This is a genomic window from Streptomyces sp. NPDC041129 (genome assembly GCF_055592265.1).
Map to the genome: position 1 here is coordinate 1,414,659 of NZ_JBVIYV010000001.1, position 15,259 is coordinate 1,429,917.

Here is a 15,259-nt window from a genome sequence, read left to right on the forward strand (position 1 = left end):
GTTTAGGGGTGTCACGGGGTGGTCCCGAAACGCGTTTGTTCTGTAACGGTGCGGCCCCCGCTGCCGTGTGTCCCCGGAGCCTGCGCCAGGATGTCAGGAACACATAAGCATCTGAGGGGGAACCCAGAAATGAGCAACAACCAGCCGGGCCCGTACGGCCAGCAGCCGCCCTACGGCCAGCCGGGGCAGCCTGGTCCCTACGGCCAGCCTGGTCCCTACGGCCAGCAGCCGCAGGCACCCCAGCCCCAGCCCGGCTACGGCTACCCCCAGCAGACTCCCCCGGCCCCGCCGCAGCCCGGGTACGGCTACCCGCAGCAGGGCGGTGTGCCGCAGCAGCCGGGCCCGTACGGCCAGCAGCCGGGCGCCTACCCACAGCAGCCCTACGGCGTCCCGCAGCCGCCGGCTCCGGGCGGCGGCAAGAAGAAGACGGGCCTGATCATCGGCGCGGTGGCCGTCGTCGCGGCGATCGCGGTGGGCGCGTACTTCGTGCTGGGCGGCAGCAGCGGCTCGGACGTCGCGGACGACGGGCCGCACAAGCTGACGACGCCGGCGACGGTGCTGGGCGAGTACAAGAAGTCCGACGGCAAGAGCGGCACCATGTCGGACGACGACATGAAGGACGCCGAGAAGTGGGGTGTGCACAACCCCCAGGACGTCAGCGCCCAGTACCAGTCGGGTGACAAGGACAATCCGCTGAGCCAGAAGATGCTCCAGTTCGGCGGCGTCTACGGCTCCATCGACGACCCCGAGAAGACCGTCGACGCGATGTTCGCCCACCTGAAGAGCGAGTCCCAGAAGGACGGCGACAGCAAGGACGTCGCTCTCCAGGGTGAGCCGAAGACGTACGAGCCGGCCGGTCTCGACGGCGCGGTCCTCAAGTGCCAGCAGGCGAAGGCTCCCACCGACTCGACCAGTGGCGGGCCGAAGGACGTCACGATGACGTTCTGCGTCTGGGGTGACCACAGCACCATCGGATTCGTCATGCCGATGGACATCGCGAACCTCGCCGCGGGCCGCAGCAGCGACCCGGCGGACGACGCGGAGCTGACCGCCAAGTTCCGCAAGGAGGTCCGCGTCCCGGCGTGACGCGTGCCGCGGTGACGTACGAAGGGGCCCCGGTCATCCCGACCGGGGCCCCTTCGTATGTTCCGCCGTGGGCGGCTACGCCGTCTTCTGTTCGCCCGTTCCCCGGCCGCGGGCGTCGCGGGGGATCAGGGTCGGGTTGACGTTGGAGTGGACGACGTCGGCCGTGATGACCACGCGGGCGACGTCCTTGCGGGACGGGACCTCGTACATCACCGACATGAGGACCTCCTCCATGATGGCGCGCAGGCCGCGGGCGCCGGTCTGGCGGAGGATCGCCTGGTCGGCGATGGCCTCCAGGGCCTCGCGCTCGAAGTCCAGCTCCACGCCGTCGAGTTCGAAGAGGCGCTGGTACTGCTTGACCAGGGCGTTGCGGGGCTCGACCAGGATCTGGAGCAGGGCCTCGCGGTCCAGGTTGTGCACCGAGGTGATCACCGGCAGGCGGCCGATGAACTCGGGGATCATGCCGAACTTGACCAGGTCCTCGGGCATGATGTCCTCGAACTGGTCCTTGGCCTCCAGCTCGCGCTTGGAGTGGATCGTGGCGCCGAAGCCGATGCCCTTGGCGCCCGCCCGAGACTCGATGATCTTCTCCAGGCCGGCGAAGGCACCGCCCACGATGAACAGGACGTTCGTCGTGTCGATCTGGATGAACTCCTGGTGCGGGTGCTTGCGGCCGCCCTGCGGCGGGACCGAGGCCGTGGTGCCCTCGAGGATCTTCAGCAGGGCCTGCTGCACGCCCTCGCCGGAGACGTCACGGGTGATCGACGGGTTCTCGCTCTTGCGGGCCACCTTGTCGATCTCGTCGATGTAGATGATCCCGGTCTCGGCCTTCTTGACGTCGTAGTCTGCGGCCTGGATCAGCTTGAGGAGGATGTTCTCCACGTCCTCGCCGACGTAGCCCGCCTCGGTCAGCGCCGTGGCGTCGGCGATCGCGAACGGCACGTTCAGCATGCGGGCCAGGGTCTGCGCGAGGAGCGTCTTGCCCGAGCCCGTGGGGCCGAGCAGCAGGATGTTGGACTTCGCCAGCTCGATGGCGTCGTCACGGCCCTGGGCGCCGCCGTTCTCGCCCGCCTGGACCCGCTTGTAGTGGTTGTACACCGCGACGGAGAGGGCCTTCTTGGCGGCCTCCTGGCCGACCACGTAGCCCTCGAGGAACTCGTAGATCTCGCGGGGCTTGGGCAGCTCCTCCCAGCGCACCTCGCTGGTCTCCGCGAGCTCCTCCTCGATGATCTCGTTGCAGAGATCGATGCACTCGTCGCAGATGTACACACCGGGCCCTGCGATGAGCTTCTTGACCTGCTTCTGGCTCTTGCCGCAGAACGAGCACTTGAGCAGATCGCCGCCGTCACCGATGCGTGCCACGGTGTGCTTCCCCTTCGCCTGGGAGCCGACTGGACGCTTTCGAATCCAGCGGCTCCTGGTGCTGCCTTATGTCCGACGGTACCTTGCCGGGCCCCGTGTTCGGGTCCCCCTTGGCAGGGTTCACTTCGACGTGCTTCCTGCCAAGGGGGCCTGAGCGTACGCCGCCCAGGGTCAGCGGACCGCCTCGTTGTTCATCTTCCGGGTGGAGATGATCTGGTCGACGATGCCGTACTCGAGCGCTTCCTCGGCAGTGAGGATCTTGTCGCGCTCGATGTCCTCGCGGACCTGCTCGAGATCCCGGTTGGAGTGCTTGGCCAGCATGTTCTCCAGCTGCTCACGCATTCGGGTGAACTCGTTGGCGATGATCTCCAGGTCGGAGAGCTGACCTCGGCCGGTGGAGCCGGCCGGCTGGTGGATCAGCACGCGCGAGTTCGGCAGCGCCATGCGCTTGCCCGGGGTGCCGGCGGCGAGCAGGATGGCCGCGGCGGACGCCGCCTGGCCCATGCACACCGTCTGGATGTCCGGCTTCACGAACTGCATGGTGTCGTAGATGGCCGTGAGGGCCGTCATGTCGCCACCGGGGCTGTTGATGTAGATCGAGATGTCCCGGTCGGGGTCCATCGACTCCAGGCACAGGAGCTGCGCCATGACGTCGTTGGCGGAGGCGTCGTCGATCTGGACGCCCAGGAAGATCACACGCTCCTCGAAGAGCTTCGCGTACGGGTCGTACTCGCGGATGCCCTGGGAGGTGCGCTCGACGAAGCGCGGGATGACATAGCGGCTGTCGGGCCGGGGCCCTTCGTACATACCGCTGGCGGCGCCGGGGAAGTTGCTCATAAGGGGGTTCACCGTCCTGGTGGCGTTCGGGGGGCTGGTGTCTCGGCGGTGCGTGGCGTGGCCGGGCCGGTCAGGCACCGGTGCCGCCGCCTCCCGGAACACCCGAGGCGTTCCTGATGATCTCGTCGATGAGACCGTACTCCTTGGCCTCTTCCGGGGTGAACCAGCGGTCGCGGTCGGCGTCACGGAGGATCGTCTCGACCGACTGGCCGGAGTGGAGCGCGGTCAGCTCGGTCATGGTCTTCTTGGTGCGCAGCAGGTACTGGGCCTGGATCTTGATGTCCGAGACCGTACCGCCCAGGCCCGCGGAGCCCTGGTGCATCATGATGTCCGTGTGCGGCAGGGCGAAGCGCTTGCCGGCGGTGCCGCCGGTGAGCAGGAACTGGCCCATGGAGGCCGCCATGCCCATACCGATGGTGACCACGTCGTTCGGGATGAACTGCATGGTGTCGTAGATCGCCATGCCGGCCGTCACCGAGCCGCCCGGGCTGTTGATGTAGAGGTAGATGTCCTTGTCGGGGTCCGCGGCGAGGAGCAGCAGCTGTGCGGTGATCTTGTTGGCGATGTCGTCGTCGACCTGCTGACCGAGGAAGATGATCCGCTCGTTGAGCAGCCGGTTGTAGACCTGGTCGCCGAGGCCACCACCGATGGAAGGCTCGCCGGCGGCGGAGGGCATCAGATTCGTCACGTATCCACCTGCTCGTCTTACGACGGCGCCGGGCCGTCTCACGTCGTCCTGCCGGAGGCTTGGCTGGGGGTTTCAGGAGACTCCCCTGCCCCCGTATTCAAGGACCCTAACGCTCAGGTCCCCTCGGGGAATCCCGGAGATGACAGTGTTCGCCGGGGGCGTAGCGGCCGCGCCGCGGGGGGCGGGCACGGATCCTGGGGCAGAACGGCACGGGCCCCCGGGAAGCACACTCCCCGGGGGCCCGTCCTACGCGCTTCTGAGGCGCCGTGGGGGCACTCAGCCCTCGGCGTTCTCCTCGGAGGTCTCCGACGCCTCGGCGGCCTCGGTCTCCTCCTCCTCGTCGTCCAGGTCGACGAGCTCGCCGTTGGTGTCCTTCACCGTGGCGGCCTCGACCACGACGGCCAGGGCCTTGCCGCGGGCGACCTCGCCGACCAGGAGCGGAACCTGGCCGCCCTCGACGACGGCCTGGGCGAACTGGTCGGGGGACATGCCGGAGGAGGCCGCACGCCGCATGAGGTGCTCGGTGAGCTCCTCCTGGTTGACGTTGAGGTTCTCCTTCTTGACCAGCTCGTCGAGGACGAACTGGGTCTTGATGCCCTTGACCGCGGCCTCACGGGTCTCGGTCTCGAACTCCTCGGCGGTCTTGCCCTGGATCTCCAGGTACTTGTCGAGGTCGAGGCCCATCTGGCCGAGCTGGTGGTGCTCCAGGTTGTGCTTGCGGGTGTTGATCTCGTCCTCGAGCAGCTTCTCGGGGACCGGGACCTCGACCAGCTCGAGGAGCTTCTCCAGGACGCGCTCCTGGGCTTGGGTGGCCTGGTCGTACTGCTTCATGTTGGCCAGGCGCTTGCGGCTGTCGGCCTTCAGCTCGTCCAGGGTGTCGAACTCGGAGGCGAGCTGCGCGAACTCGTCGTCCAGCTCGGGCAGTTCGCGGGCGGCGACCTGGGTGACCTTGACGGTGACCTCGGCCTCCTTGCCCGCGGCGGAGCCGCCCTTCAGCTCGGAGGTGAAGGTGCCCTCCTCGCCGGCGGACAGGCCCTTGACGGCGTCGTCGATGCCGTCCAGCAGCTCGCCGGAGCCGATGGTGTAGGAGACGCCGTCGGCGACGCCGTCCTCGAGGACCTCGCCGTCGACCTTGGCCTGCAGGTCGATGGTGACGACGTCGCCGTCCTCGGCGGCGCGCTCCACCGGGGAGGTGGAGGCGAAGCGCTCACGGAGCTGCTCGACGGACTTCTCGATGTCCTCGTCGGTGACCTCGACGGCGTCGACCTCGACCTCGATGCCGGAGTAGTCCGGGATCTCGAGGGCCGGGCGGACGTCGACCTCGGCGGTGAAGTTCAGCGTCTCGCCGTCCTTCAGGTCCGTGATGTCGACCTCGGGCTGGCCCAGCGGGCTGAGCTCGGCCTCGTTGACCGCCTCGGTGTAGAACTTCGGGAGCGCGTCGTTGACGGCCTCCTCCAGCACCGCACCGCGGCCGAACCGCTGGTCGATGACGCGGGCCGGGATCTTGCCCTTGCGGAAGCCCTTCACCGTGACCTGCTGGTTGATCTTCTTGTACGCCGCGTCGAGGCTGTCCTTGAGCTCCTCGAAGGGCACCTCGACAGTGAGCCGAACCCGGGTCGGGTTCAGGGTCTCCACGGCGCTCTTCACGGTTCGGTCTCCTTGTGGCTGACTTCTTGGTTTCTGCCGGAGCCAGACTGGTCCGGCGGATTTCGCCGCCCGGAGGAGTTCGTAGGCCGAGTGGGCCGGGACACACGGGCGCGCAGCTTACATAGTAACCGCAGCCGGTCAGCGCCCCAAAAGGCGATCATCAGGATGCCGTGAGCCGGTGGTCGGGGTGGCGGGATTTGAACCCACGGCCTTCCGCTCCCAAAGCGGACGCGCTACCAAGCTGCGCCACACCCCGTCTGGTGCGACACGTAGGGTACATGTCCCGGCCGATTCCGTCGGCCGGTTTCACCGCCGCCGCGCACACGACATCGCCGCAGTCCAACACGTTGGCCTCCGCGGCGGGCGACCCGCTACGATGCTCTGCAGTGCCACGGTCGCAGACCGGCGGCGCGTTGTCGCGGGCGTAGCTCAATGGTAGAGCCCTAGTCTTCCAAACTAGCTACGCGGGTTCGATTCCCGTCGCCCGCTCCACACGGCTCAGGGCCGGGTGGAGGATCACTCCTCCACCCGGCCCTGGTCGTTTTCCGCAGAGCCCTCATCGTTACCCGCGGAGCCCTGATCGTTTTCCGCGAAGCGGTCGCCTCGCCTCCGCACCCGGTCCCCATGCCCCCCGGCCGCGCGGCGGGCGTGGGTGGGTGGGGCGCGGGGGGGGCGGGGCGTGGGTCAGAAGCTGATCTGGTTGATCGTCTCCGCTATCGAGTTCATGAAGCGGTTGATCGACGGCGCCATTCCGGTCGAGGCGAGGAAGAAGCCGAAGAGGACGGCGACGATGGCCGGGCCGGCCTTGATGCTCCCCCCTCGGATCAGCACCACAAGGATGATCGCCAACAGCAGCACCACGGACAGTGAAATGGCCACAACTGATCACACCTTCGGTCGGTCCGCTCTCCCGGCCCTGGGGCGCGGCCCCGCGCAACCCCAGCCAGAACCATCGTGCCACCAACCCGGCCCTTGTATGCGGGTCGTGACACAACGTCGGGTGCCGGCTCTGTCCCCACGAGACGCCGCACGATAATTCGACGGACACACCGGCACCTGCGGCACAGGAAATTACGCAGCTTGGTTTCCATGCCCACACATCATGTGCGCAGGTAATTCGAATTGATGACACAGAGGCGACGTATGCCCCAATTAGTCAGGATGAATCGGTACATCATGGGCGAACGAGGGGTACCGCCGTGCCCGCCATCACGTGGACAGGGTAGGCAAGTTATGTAAATCAGGGGGTACCCGAACGTGATAACCAGGAATACCAGTCGGGGTTTTACGGAATCCCACAGTCGACGCTAGGGTGCCTGAGATGTTTGAAGCCGCCTCGTCCCCCGGCCAGAACCGCAGACCACTCCCCCCGGCACAGCCGCCGGCCGACGGAGTGCCCGGTCCGCGTACCCCGATGACCGAACAGAAGGGGCGGACGGCGGTGGACAGACCGGGCAAACAGCGCGACTCGTTCTTCGACAACGCCAAGTACCTGGCCATCGCACTGGTCGCGATGGGCCACGCCTGGGAGCCGCTGAAGGGTGACAGCCGCATCCTGGAAGCCCTCTACACGGTCGTGTACACCTTCCACATGCCGGCGTTCATCATCATCTCCGGCTTCTTCTCCCGCAGTTTCGACATGCGCCCGGACCGGCTGAAGCGGCTGATCACCGGTGTGGCCGTGCCGTACGTCCTCTTCGAGACGGCGTACCCGCTCTTCAAGAACGTAGTCGACCACTCCGACGAGGAGATCAGCCTCCTCGATCCCTGGTACCTGACCTGGTTCCTGGTCGCCCTGTTCGTCTGGCGGCTCACCACGCCCGTGTGGAAGCTGGTGCGCTTGCCGCTGCCGGTGGCCATCGGCATCGCCATGCTGGCCAGCGTCACCCCGAACATCGGTGACGACCTCGACCTCCAGCGCGTGCTGCAGTTCCTGCCCTACTTCGTGCTCGGCCTGTGCATGAAGCCCGAGCACTTCCACCTGGTGCGGCGGCGCTGGGTGCGGATCGCCTCGGTGCCGGTGTTCGCGGCCGCGCTCGCGTTCGGCTGGTGGGCGGTGCCGCGCATGAACACGGCGTGGTTCTACCACCGTGACTCCGCGCAGGAGCTGGGCGCGCCGTGGTGGATCGGCCCGGTGATGGTGCTCGCGATGATGGGCTGTTCGCTGCTGCTGACGGCGTGCTTCTTCGCCTGGGTGCCGCGCCGCAGGATGTGGTTCACGGCTCTGGGCGCGGGCACCCTGTACGGCTACCTGCTGCACGGCTTCCTGGTGAAGTTCGCCGACTACCGGGGCTGGTTCGACCACCCCGCGCTGCACCGCCCGCTCGGCGAGATCCTGGTCACCCTCGTCGCGGCCGCCGTCGTCACGCTGCTGTGCACCTCTCCGGTGCGGCGGGTGTTCCGGTTCGCGATGGAGCCGAAGATGGCCTGGGCGTTCAGGCAGGACGCGGCCGAACTGGCCCGCGAACGCCAGCAGAAGGAACGCGAGCGCGAGAAGGTCAGCGCCTAGGCCTCCCCTCTCAGCACCTGGCCCCACCCTGGCCGAGACCGAGAAGTGCCCGCATCCGCGCGTACTTCTCGGTCAGTCGTTTCCGGGTCTGTTCGTCCAGGACCGCCAGCCGGGCCGGGTCGGCGTTGTGCGCCAGGTCGGCCTCCTTCACCAGCAGCGCGCCCGGGGTGGCGAGGATGCGCCGCGCGTACGCCCCGGGTTCCTCACCGGCCCGCTTGGTGACGGCGCGCACGACGGCCTTGGTGCGCTCCGTCAGGGCGGCGCCCTCGAGCCACTCCTCGCTCAGCGCGCCGTCCTCCACGGCGTCGTGCAGCCAGGCCGCCGCGATCTGCTCGGCGTCCCCGCCCCGGGCCCGTACTCCTTCGGCGACGGCCGCGAGGTGCTCGGCGTACGGCCGCCCGGCCTTGTCGGTCTGTCCTTCGTGCGCGGCCCGCGCGAGGTTCTCGACCTCGTCGGGGCCGAGTGGCGTCCCGTTCATCGCCCCAGTGTCCCCGGTGCGCGGGGCGTCCGGTACCCGGGTCAGCGGGGAGCCGACGTGGCCTCGCGGCAGATCAGCAGCAGGGCCCGGTCGTCGTTGACGTCCTTGGCGACCGCCTCGATGAGGTGCCAGGCGGCGCCGTGGAAGCCGCCGGCGACATAGCGGTCGGCCTCGCCGGTGAGCCGGTCGATGCCCTCGACGATGTCCCGGTCGGAGGTCTCCACCAGGCCGTCCGTGAAGAGCATGAGCACGTCACCGGGCCGCAGCGAGCCCTTCATGGAGTCGAACTGGGCGCCGTCGTACACCCCGAGCAGGGGGCCCTCGGCGGCCTTCTCCTCCCAGCGGCCGCTGCCCGCGCTGAGCTGGAGGCCCGGCGGGTGCCCCGCGGAGTACAGCTCGTAGTCGCCGGAGTCCAGGTCCAGGACCAGGTGGATGGAGGTGGCGAAACCCTCGTCCCAGTCCTGGCGGAGCAGGTAGCCGTTGGCCGCCGGGAGGAAGGCGTGCGGCGGCAGGGAGCCGAGCAGGCCGCCGAAGGCGCCGGACAGCAGCAGGGCGCGCGACGCGGCGTCCATGCCCTTGCCGGAGACGTCCGTGAGGACGACCTCGAGGGTGCGGCCCCCGTTGGTGCGGGCCGCGACCACGAAGTCGCCCGAGAACGACTGGCCGCCCGCCGGGCGCAGCGCCATCTCGTGGTGCCAGCCCTGCGGAAGCTTCGGCAGCGTGCTCTGCACCCGGATCCGCTCGCGCAGGTCGAACAGCATGGTGCCGCCGCGCCGCCAGGGCACGCCGACCCGGCTGCGGAACTGCGCGGTGAGCAGCCCGAAGAAGCCGCACGCTGCGACCACCAGGACCACGCCAGGGGTGACCCGCGAGGGTCCCTCGGTGTACGGGCCGAGCCGCACCGACTCCACGATCAGCGCGGTGGCCGCGGCGGCGTACAGGCCGAGCAGGCTGGCCGGGCGCAGCAGCAGGCCGCCCGCGACGATCGGCAGCACCAGCGCGCCCGGCGAGAACCACACCGAGTTGCCGAGTGTCAGGGCCGCGAGGACGGGAATGGTGAGCAACAGGCCGACGAGCGCGATCCAGTCCGAGCCGTCGCCGCGGAAGTAGTCCACGGCGCTTCTGCGCAGGCCGACGCGGACCCGGTGCCACTGCATCTTCCACCGGGCCGTGAACGTCTCGGCCTTCGAGCGCCGCGCTCGTCCTGCTGCCATCAGTTCGGGACCCTATCCATCGGACCAGCCACTTGGCACGGGAGGTCCCACTTGTCCCCCGTGCGAGGCTCCGCTTCGCGGTTCGACTTCACAGTGAACGGCACTCGGGGCCGTCGCGCCGCCGCCTGGGAGAAATTCGCTGGCTCGTCCCGGGACGCGCTGATAGGCATGGCTCATGGCGACCGAGCGTGTGACCGAGCTGACAGTGCTGCGCCCCGAGGAGTGGGACGGGTGGTTCGACCACCTGGTCCGTGCCTTCGGCGCCGGTGAGGCCTCCGCGGAGGAGCGCGAACTGGACCGGTCGGTCACCGAGTTCGACCGTTCCCTGGCCGCGCGGGACGGGGACACGCTCGTGGGGACGGCCGGGGCCTTCAGCTTCCGGATGACCGTGCCGGGCGGCTCCCAGGTGCCCACCGCGGGCGTCACCATGGTGAGCGTGGCCGCCACGCACCGGCGGCGCGGGGTGCTGACCTCGATGATGCGCCGCCAGCTCGACGACGTGCGCGCGCTCGGTGAGCCGCTGGCGGCGCTGACCGCCTCCGAGCCGGCGATCTACGGCCGCTTCGGGTACGGCGCGGCGACCTTCCAGCTGCACGCGGAGATCGACACGAGCCGGGTGGACCTGGCCCCGGTCGCCGGCACGGGGGAGGTTCGGCTGCGGTACGCGCAGCCCGCCGAGGTGCTGGCCGAGTGCGAGGCGGTGTACGCGGCGCTGGTGCCCCGCAGGCCCGGGATGCTGGCCCGGCAGCCGGGCTGGGATCAGGTGGGCCTCGTCGACCCGGCGAGCGACCGGGACGGCGCGTCGGCGCTGCAGTGCGTGGTGGCCGAGCGGGACGGCGCGGTCACCGGGTTCGCCCGGTTCCGCACCAAGCTCGGCTGGGGTCCGAGCGGGCACGACGGCACGGTGACGCTGGAGGACCTGGCCGCGCTGGACCCGGCGACCGACGCGGCGCTGTGGCGCTTCCTGTTCGACATCGACCTGATGACGACCCTGAACGTGCGCGGGCGGCCGGTGGACGACGCCTGGCAGTACCTGGCCTCCGACATCCGGCGCTGCCGGCCGCGCTTCCGGGACGCGTGCCATCTCCGCCTCGTCGAGGTCGGTGCGGCGCTGTCGGCCCGTACCTACCAGACGCCGGTGGACGTCGTGTTCGAGGTGGAGGACGCCTTCTGTCCCTGGAACGCGGGGCGTTGGCGGCTGACCGGCGACGCGAAGGGCGCGTCCTGCGAGCGCACCCGGGACGCCGCCGACCTGGAGCTGTCCGTACGGGAGTTGGGGACGGCGTACCTGGGCGGGGTGTCGCTGCTGTCGCTGGCGGCGGCCGGGCGGGTGCGGGAGCTGCGGCCGGGGGCGCTGGCGGAGGCGTCGGTGGCGTTCGGCTCGCCGGTGGCGCCGTGGCTGCCGCACGGCTTCTGACGCCGGCCGGCTGAGCCCCGCCCGTCCCCTCCGGTCAGGGTTTCTGGCAGGTGGGGCACCAGAAGAGGTTGCGGGCGGCCAGGCCGGCGGTGCGGATGCCGGTGCCGCAGATGTGGCAGGGCCGGGTGGCCCGACGGTAGACGTACACCTCGCCGCCGTGGTCGTCCACGCGGGGCGGGCGGCCCATGGCCTCGGGGGTGTGCTCGGGGCGGACGGTGTCGATGCGGTTGTTCCGCACGCCCTCGCGCATGAGCGCGACCAGGTCGGCCCAGATCGCCTCCCACTCGGCCGGGGTGAGGTCCCGGCCGACGCGGTAGGGGTCGATGCCGTGCCGGAAGAGGACCTCGGCCCGGTACACGTTGCCGACACCGGCGATGACCTTCTGGTCCATCAGCAGCGCGGCGACGGTCGTACGGCTGCGGGAGATCCTGCGGTACGCGGCGCCCGGGTCGGCGTCCGCGCGGAGCGGGTCGGGGCCGAGGCGGTCGTGCACCGCCCGCTTCTCGGCGTCGGTGATGAGCGCGCAGGTGGTGGGGCCGCGCAGGTCGACGTGGGCGGTGTCGTGGGCGAGCCGGAGCCGGACGGTGTCGGTGGGCGGGGGCGCGGGGGCCGGGCCGAAGGCGACCTTGCCGAAGAGGCCGAGGTGGATGTGGACCCAGTCGGCGTCCCGGAACCGGAGGAAGAGGTGCTTGCCGTGGGCCTCGGTGGCGGTCAGGAGGGCACCGTCCAGCAGGTCCGCCGCGTCGGAGAACTTGCCCTGGGGGCTGGTCACCCGGGGGGCGGTGCCCTGGAAGCGCTCGGCGTAGTCCTTGGCCAGCCGGTGGATGGTGTGCCCTTCTGGCACGGCTGAGGTGTCCTTTCCTGCCGCTTCCCGCCGGCCCGTCCCGGCCGGTGGAGAGGCTACGAGGGCCCGGTACCGGGCCGGGCCCTCGTGGGCGCTACTGCTGCGGGTGGTGGGCCGGGATCGGGGGCAGGTCGCCGGTCGTCTCGTAGGCGGCGAGCATGTCGATGCGGCGGATGTGACGCTCGTCACCGGAGAACGGGGTGTTGAGGAACACCTCGACGAACTTCGTCGCCTCCTCCGTGCTGTGCATGCGCGCGCCCACCGCGACGACGTTGGCGTCGTTGTGCTGGCGGCCGAGGCCGGCCGTCTCCTCGCTCCAGGCCAGCGCCGCGCGCACACCCTTCACCTTGTTCGCGGCGATCTGCTCCCCGTTGCCGGAGCCGCCGATCACGATGCCGAGCGCGTCGGGGTCGGCGGCGGTCCGCTCGGCCGCGCGCAGGCAGAAGGGCGGGTAGTCGTCCTGGGCGTCGTAGATGTGGGGCCCGCAGTCGACGGGCTCGTGCCCCGCCGCCTTGAGCCAGTCGACGAGGTGGTTCTTGAGTTCGTAGCCCGCATGGTCGGAGCCGAGATACACGCGCATGGGACGAGTGTGACACGCCCGTTTCAGGGCAGCAGCCGCGGGTGTGACATCGGCGGAATGTGAGTCCGGCCATAGATCCTCAAGAGAACCTCAAGTAACAATCCGGATTCAGAGGTTCCTGAATCCGTTCACCTCGGATTCACTGGACCGGCTCGTACACCGCTCGTGCGGGCAGCTCCACCTGGCGTAAAGGAAATCCGTCCATGACCCCTGGTTCGGGCCTTCAAGCAGGACTGAAAAACCGCCACCTGACGATGATCGCGATCGGTGGCGTCATCGGAGCCGGCCTCTTCGTCGGCTCCAGTACCGGTATCGCTACCGCGGGACCGGGCATCCTTCTGTCGTACGCGCTCGTCGGCACACTCGTGGTGCTGGTGATGCGCATGCTCGGCGAGATGTCCGCCGCCAACCCCACCTCCGGTTCGTTCTCCGCGCACGCCGACCGCGCGCTGGGACCGTGGGCCGGTTTCTCCATCGGCTGGCTCTACTGGTTCTTCTGGGTCGTCGTGCTGGCCGTGGAGGCCACCGCCGGCGCGAAGATCCTCGAGGGCTGGATCCCGGCCGTGCCGCAATGGGGCTGGGCGCTCATCGTGATGACCGTCCTGACCGCGACCAACCTGGTCTCGGTCGGCTCCTACGGCGAGTTCGAGTTCTGGTTCGCCGGCATCAAGGTCGTGGCGATCGGCGCGTTCATCGTGGTCGGCCTGCTGGCCGTGTTCGGCGTGCTGCCGGGCGCGCACACCGACAAGGCGAGTTTCGCCAACCTCACCTCGCACGGCGGCTTCCTGCCACACGGACCGGGAGCGATCCTCACGGGTGTGCTGCTGGTCGTCTTCTCCTTCATGGGCAGCGAGATCGCGACCCTGGCGGCCGGCGAGTCGGAGGACCCGCAGCGCGCCGTCACCAAGTCCACCAACAGCATCATCTGGCGTATCGGCGTCTTCTACCTGGGCTCGATCCTGATCGTCGTCACGCTGCTGCCGTGGAACGACCCGGCCATCGCGAAGGACGGCTCGTACGTCGCCGCCCTGGGCTCCCTGGGCATCCCGCACGCCGGCCAGGTCATGAACTTCATCGTGCTGACGTCGGTGCTGTCCTGCCTGAACTCCGGTCTGTACACGGCCTCCCGGATGGCCTTCTCGCTCGGCCAGCGCGGTGACGCCCCCAAGGCGTTCGCGCGGACCACGTCCCGCGGTGTGCCGCGGGCCGCGATCCTCGCGTCCGTGCTCTTCGGCTTCGCCGCCGTCTTCTTCAACTACAAGTTCCCGGACACGGTCTTCCTCTTCCTGCTGAACTCCAGCGGCGCGGTCGCCCTGTTCGTGTGGCTGGCGATCTGCTTCTCGCAGCTGCGCATGCGGCGGATCATCCAGCGGGAGGCGCCCGAGAAGCTCGTCGTGAAGATGTGGCTGTACCCGTACCTGACGTGGGCGACGGCCGTGCTGATCATCGGCATCTTCGGCTACATGCTGACCGACACCGAGGGTGAGAGCAGCGGGCGGACGACCGTGGAGCTGTCCCTGCTGGTGGCCGCCGTCGTGATCGCGGCCTCTCTGATCAAGCAGAAGATCGCGGGCCGCCGGCCGGCTCCGGCCGTGGAGGACACGGCGGAGAAGGTGTCCGTCGGCTGACCGCACCCGGCCCAGCGCCATGACGAAGGGGAGGGAGTCCCATCGGGACTCCCTCCCCTTCGTCGTTCGTACGCCCGGCCGGGGCGCGGCCCCCACAGGGGCGTGGCGTCAGCGCCGGCCGGTGAGCTTCCAGGCGGCGGGCAGCGCGCCCATGGCGAGGGCGGCCTTCAGGGCGTCGCCGATCAGGAACGGGGTGAGGCCGGCGGCGACGGCCTGGGAGAAGGACAGGTGGGCGGCCAGGGCCAGGTACGGCACACCGACCGCGTAGATGATCGCCTCACCGAGGACCATCGTGCCCGCCATGCGCAGCGGGGAGCGGTCGGCGCCGCGGCGGGCCAGGGCGCCGACGGCGGCGGAGGCGAGCAGCATGCCGAGGACGTAACCGAAGGAGACGGCGCCCGCGCCGGAGCCGCCGTCCGCGAACCACGGCAGGCCGGCCACGCCCGCGAGCGTGTACAGGGCGAGGGAGAGGAAGCCGCGGCGGGCGCCGAGGGCGGTGCCGACGAGCAGCGCGGCGAAGGTCTGGCCGGTCACCGGCACCGGGGAGCCGGGCACGGGCACCGAGAGCTGGGCCGCGAGGCCGGTGAGCACGGCGCCGCCGAGCACCAGCGCGATGTCGCGGGTCCGCGAAGCGGGCAGCAGGTCGGCGAGGACTTCACCGGGGCGGACGGTTGCGGTGGCGGTGCTCATGGGGACTCCGCGTGGGGCGAGGGCAGATGGGACACCGTGACGCTATCCCGGCGGCCTCGCGGTGATCACCGTCAGCGATCGACAAAGGGGGGAACGAGGGCTTGGTGGGCTCCCGACAAAGGGTGGCGGTTACACCCGGTACGGCGTGACAACGGTCACTGAGGTGGGGATGCGCAGCTCACTCGCAGGACCGCCGGCGGAACTGTGGAACCCCGCCAAGGAACCCTAGTGGACTGGTCGGATTCCCCCTACCTGCCCTACGCTTCCGGCATGGTTGCC

The 15,259-nt window shown here is 69.6% G+C and carries 14 protein-coding genes and 2 tRNA genes; 5 read left to right on the top strand and 11 right to left on the bottom strand.

Translation table 11 applies throughout. From position 1 onward, the window contains the following. Positions 1-129 precede the first annotated feature (129 nt). Positions 130-1,086, top strand: coding sequence for a hypothetical protein (locus ACZ6B1_RS06155; RefSeq protein WP_468775402.1), 957 nt, complete (start codon positions 130-132; stop codon positions 1,084-1,086). A 75-nt stretch (positions 1,087-1,161) separates the two neighbouring features. On the opposite strand, the gene clpX is transcribed toward ACZ6B1_RS06155, so the two are convergent. The 5 genes from clpX to ACZ6B1_RS06180 form a co-directional block, all read right to left on the bottom strand. Then, positions 1,162-2,448: an ATP-dependent Clp protease ATP-binding subunit ClpX gene (gene clpX / locus ACZ6B1_RS06160; protein ID WP_468775403.1), complete on the bottom strand. Its 1,287-nt coding sequence runs from the start codon at positions 2,446-2,448 to the stop codon at positions 1,162-1,164. Positions 2,449-2,619: 171 nt separating this feature from the next. Further along, positions 2,620-3,285: an ATP-dependent Clp protease proteolytic subunit gene (locus ACZ6B1_RS06165; protein WP_468775404.1), complete on the bottom strand. Its 666-nt coding sequence runs from the start codon at positions 3,283-3,285 to the stop codon at positions 2,620-2,622. A 70-nt stretch (positions 3,286-3,355) separates the two neighbouring features. Continuing rightward, the gene (locus ACZ6B1_RS06170) at positions 3,356-3,961 is read right to left on the bottom strand and encodes an ATP-dependent Clp protease proteolytic subunit (RefSeq protein ID WP_199213517.1); all 606 of its coding nucleotides are present in this window, start codon (positions 3,959-3,961) and stop codon (positions 3,356-3,358) included. Positions 3,962-4,249: 288 nt separating this feature from the next. After that, positions 4,250-5,620, bottom strand: a complete 1,371-nt coding sequence (gene tig / locus ACZ6B1_RS06175; RefSeq protein ID WP_468775405.1) for a trigger factor — start codon at positions 5,618-5,620, stop codon at positions 4,250-4,252. A gap of 179 nt (positions 5,621-5,799) precedes the next feature. Further along, a tRNA-Pro gene (locus ACZ6B1_RS06180) sits at positions 5,800-5,876 on the bottom strand. A 162-nt stretch (positions 5,877-6,038) separates the two neighbouring features. Between ACZ6B1_RS06180 and ACZ6B1_RS06185 the strand changes: the two genes are divergently transcribed. Further along, positions 6,039-6,112: transfer RNA gene (locus ACZ6B1_RS06185), tRNA-Gly, on the top strand. Between the two features lie 192 nt (positions 6,113-6,304). Here the strand turns inward: ACZ6B1_RS06185 and ACZ6B1_RS06190 are convergent. Beyond that, the gene (locus tag ACZ6B1_RS06190) at positions 6,305-6,499 is read right to left on the bottom strand and encodes a hypothetical protein (protein ID WP_136325240.1); all 195 of its coding nucleotides are present in this window, start codon (positions 6,497-6,499) and stop codon (positions 6,305-6,307) included. Between the two features lie 535 nt (positions 6,500-7,034). Here ACZ6B1_RS06190 and ACZ6B1_RS06195 point away from each other — a divergent pair. After that, positions 7,035-8,129, top strand: coding sequence for an acyltransferase family protein (locus ACZ6B1_RS06195; RefSeq protein ID WP_468775408.1), 1,095 nt, complete (start codon positions 7,035-7,037; stop codon positions 8,127-8,129). Positions 8,130-8,139: 10 nt separating this feature from the next. Here the strand turns inward: ACZ6B1_RS06195 and ACZ6B1_RS06200 are convergent, their stop codons facing one another. Both ACZ6B1_RS06200 and ACZ6B1_RS06205 read right to left on the bottom strand, forming a co-directional pair. Then, the gene (locus tag ACZ6B1_RS06200) at positions 8,140-8,607 is read right to left on the bottom strand and encodes an HD domain-containing protein (RefSeq protein ID WP_468775410.1); all 468 of its coding nucleotides are present in this window, start codon (positions 8,605-8,607) and stop codon (positions 8,140-8,142) included. Between the two features lie 41 nt (positions 8,608-8,648). Then, entirely contained in the window at positions 8,649-9,821 is a 1,173-nt protein-coding gene (locus tag ACZ6B1_RS06205) for a SpoIIE family protein phosphatase (RefSeq protein ID WP_468775412.1), read from the bottom strand. Positions 9,822-9,996: 175 nt separating this feature from the next. Here ACZ6B1_RS06205 and ACZ6B1_RS06210 point away from each other — a divergent pair, with 175 nt between their 5' ends. Continuing rightward, entirely contained in the window at positions 9,997-11,238 is a 1,242-nt protein-coding gene (locus ACZ6B1_RS06210; protein WP_468775414.1) for a GNAT family N-acetyltransferase, read from the top strand. Between the two features lie 34 nt (positions 11,239-11,272). Here the strand turns inward: ACZ6B1_RS06210 and ACZ6B1_RS06215 are convergent, their stop codons facing one another. Together ACZ6B1_RS06215 and ACZ6B1_RS06220 are read right to left on the bottom strand one after the other, a co-directional pair. Beyond that, complete coding sequence (locus ACZ6B1_RS06215) at positions 11,273-12,082, bottom strand: Fpg/Nei family DNA glycosylase (RefSeq protein ID WP_468775416.1); 810 nt, start codon at positions 12,080-12,082, stop codon at positions 11,273-11,275. A 94-nt stretch (positions 12,083-12,176) separates the two neighbouring features. After that, the gene (locus ACZ6B1_RS06220; RefSeq protein WP_359544545.1) at positions 12,177-12,662 is read right to left on the bottom strand and encodes a ribose-5-phosphate isomerase; all 486 of its coding nucleotides are present in this window, start codon (positions 12,660-12,662) and stop codon (positions 12,177-12,179) included. A gap of 203 nt (positions 12,663-12,865) precedes the next feature. On the opposite strand from ACZ6B1_RS06220, the gene ACZ6B1_RS06225 reads away from it, so the two are divergent. Further along, complete coding sequence (locus tag ACZ6B1_RS06225) at positions 12,866-14,290, top strand: amino acid permease (RefSeq protein ID WP_468775418.1); 1,425 nt, start codon at positions 12,866-12,868, stop codon at positions 14,288-14,290. Positions 14,291-14,398: 108 nt separating this feature from the next. On the opposite strand, the gene ACZ6B1_RS06230 is transcribed toward ACZ6B1_RS06225, so the two are convergent. After that, positions 14,399-14,980, bottom strand: a complete 582-nt coding sequence (locus tag ACZ6B1_RS06230) for a biotin transporter BioY (protein ID WP_468775420.1) — start codon at positions 14,978-14,980, stop codon at positions 14,399-14,401. Between the last annotated feature and the right edge of the window lie 279 nt (positions 14,981-15,259).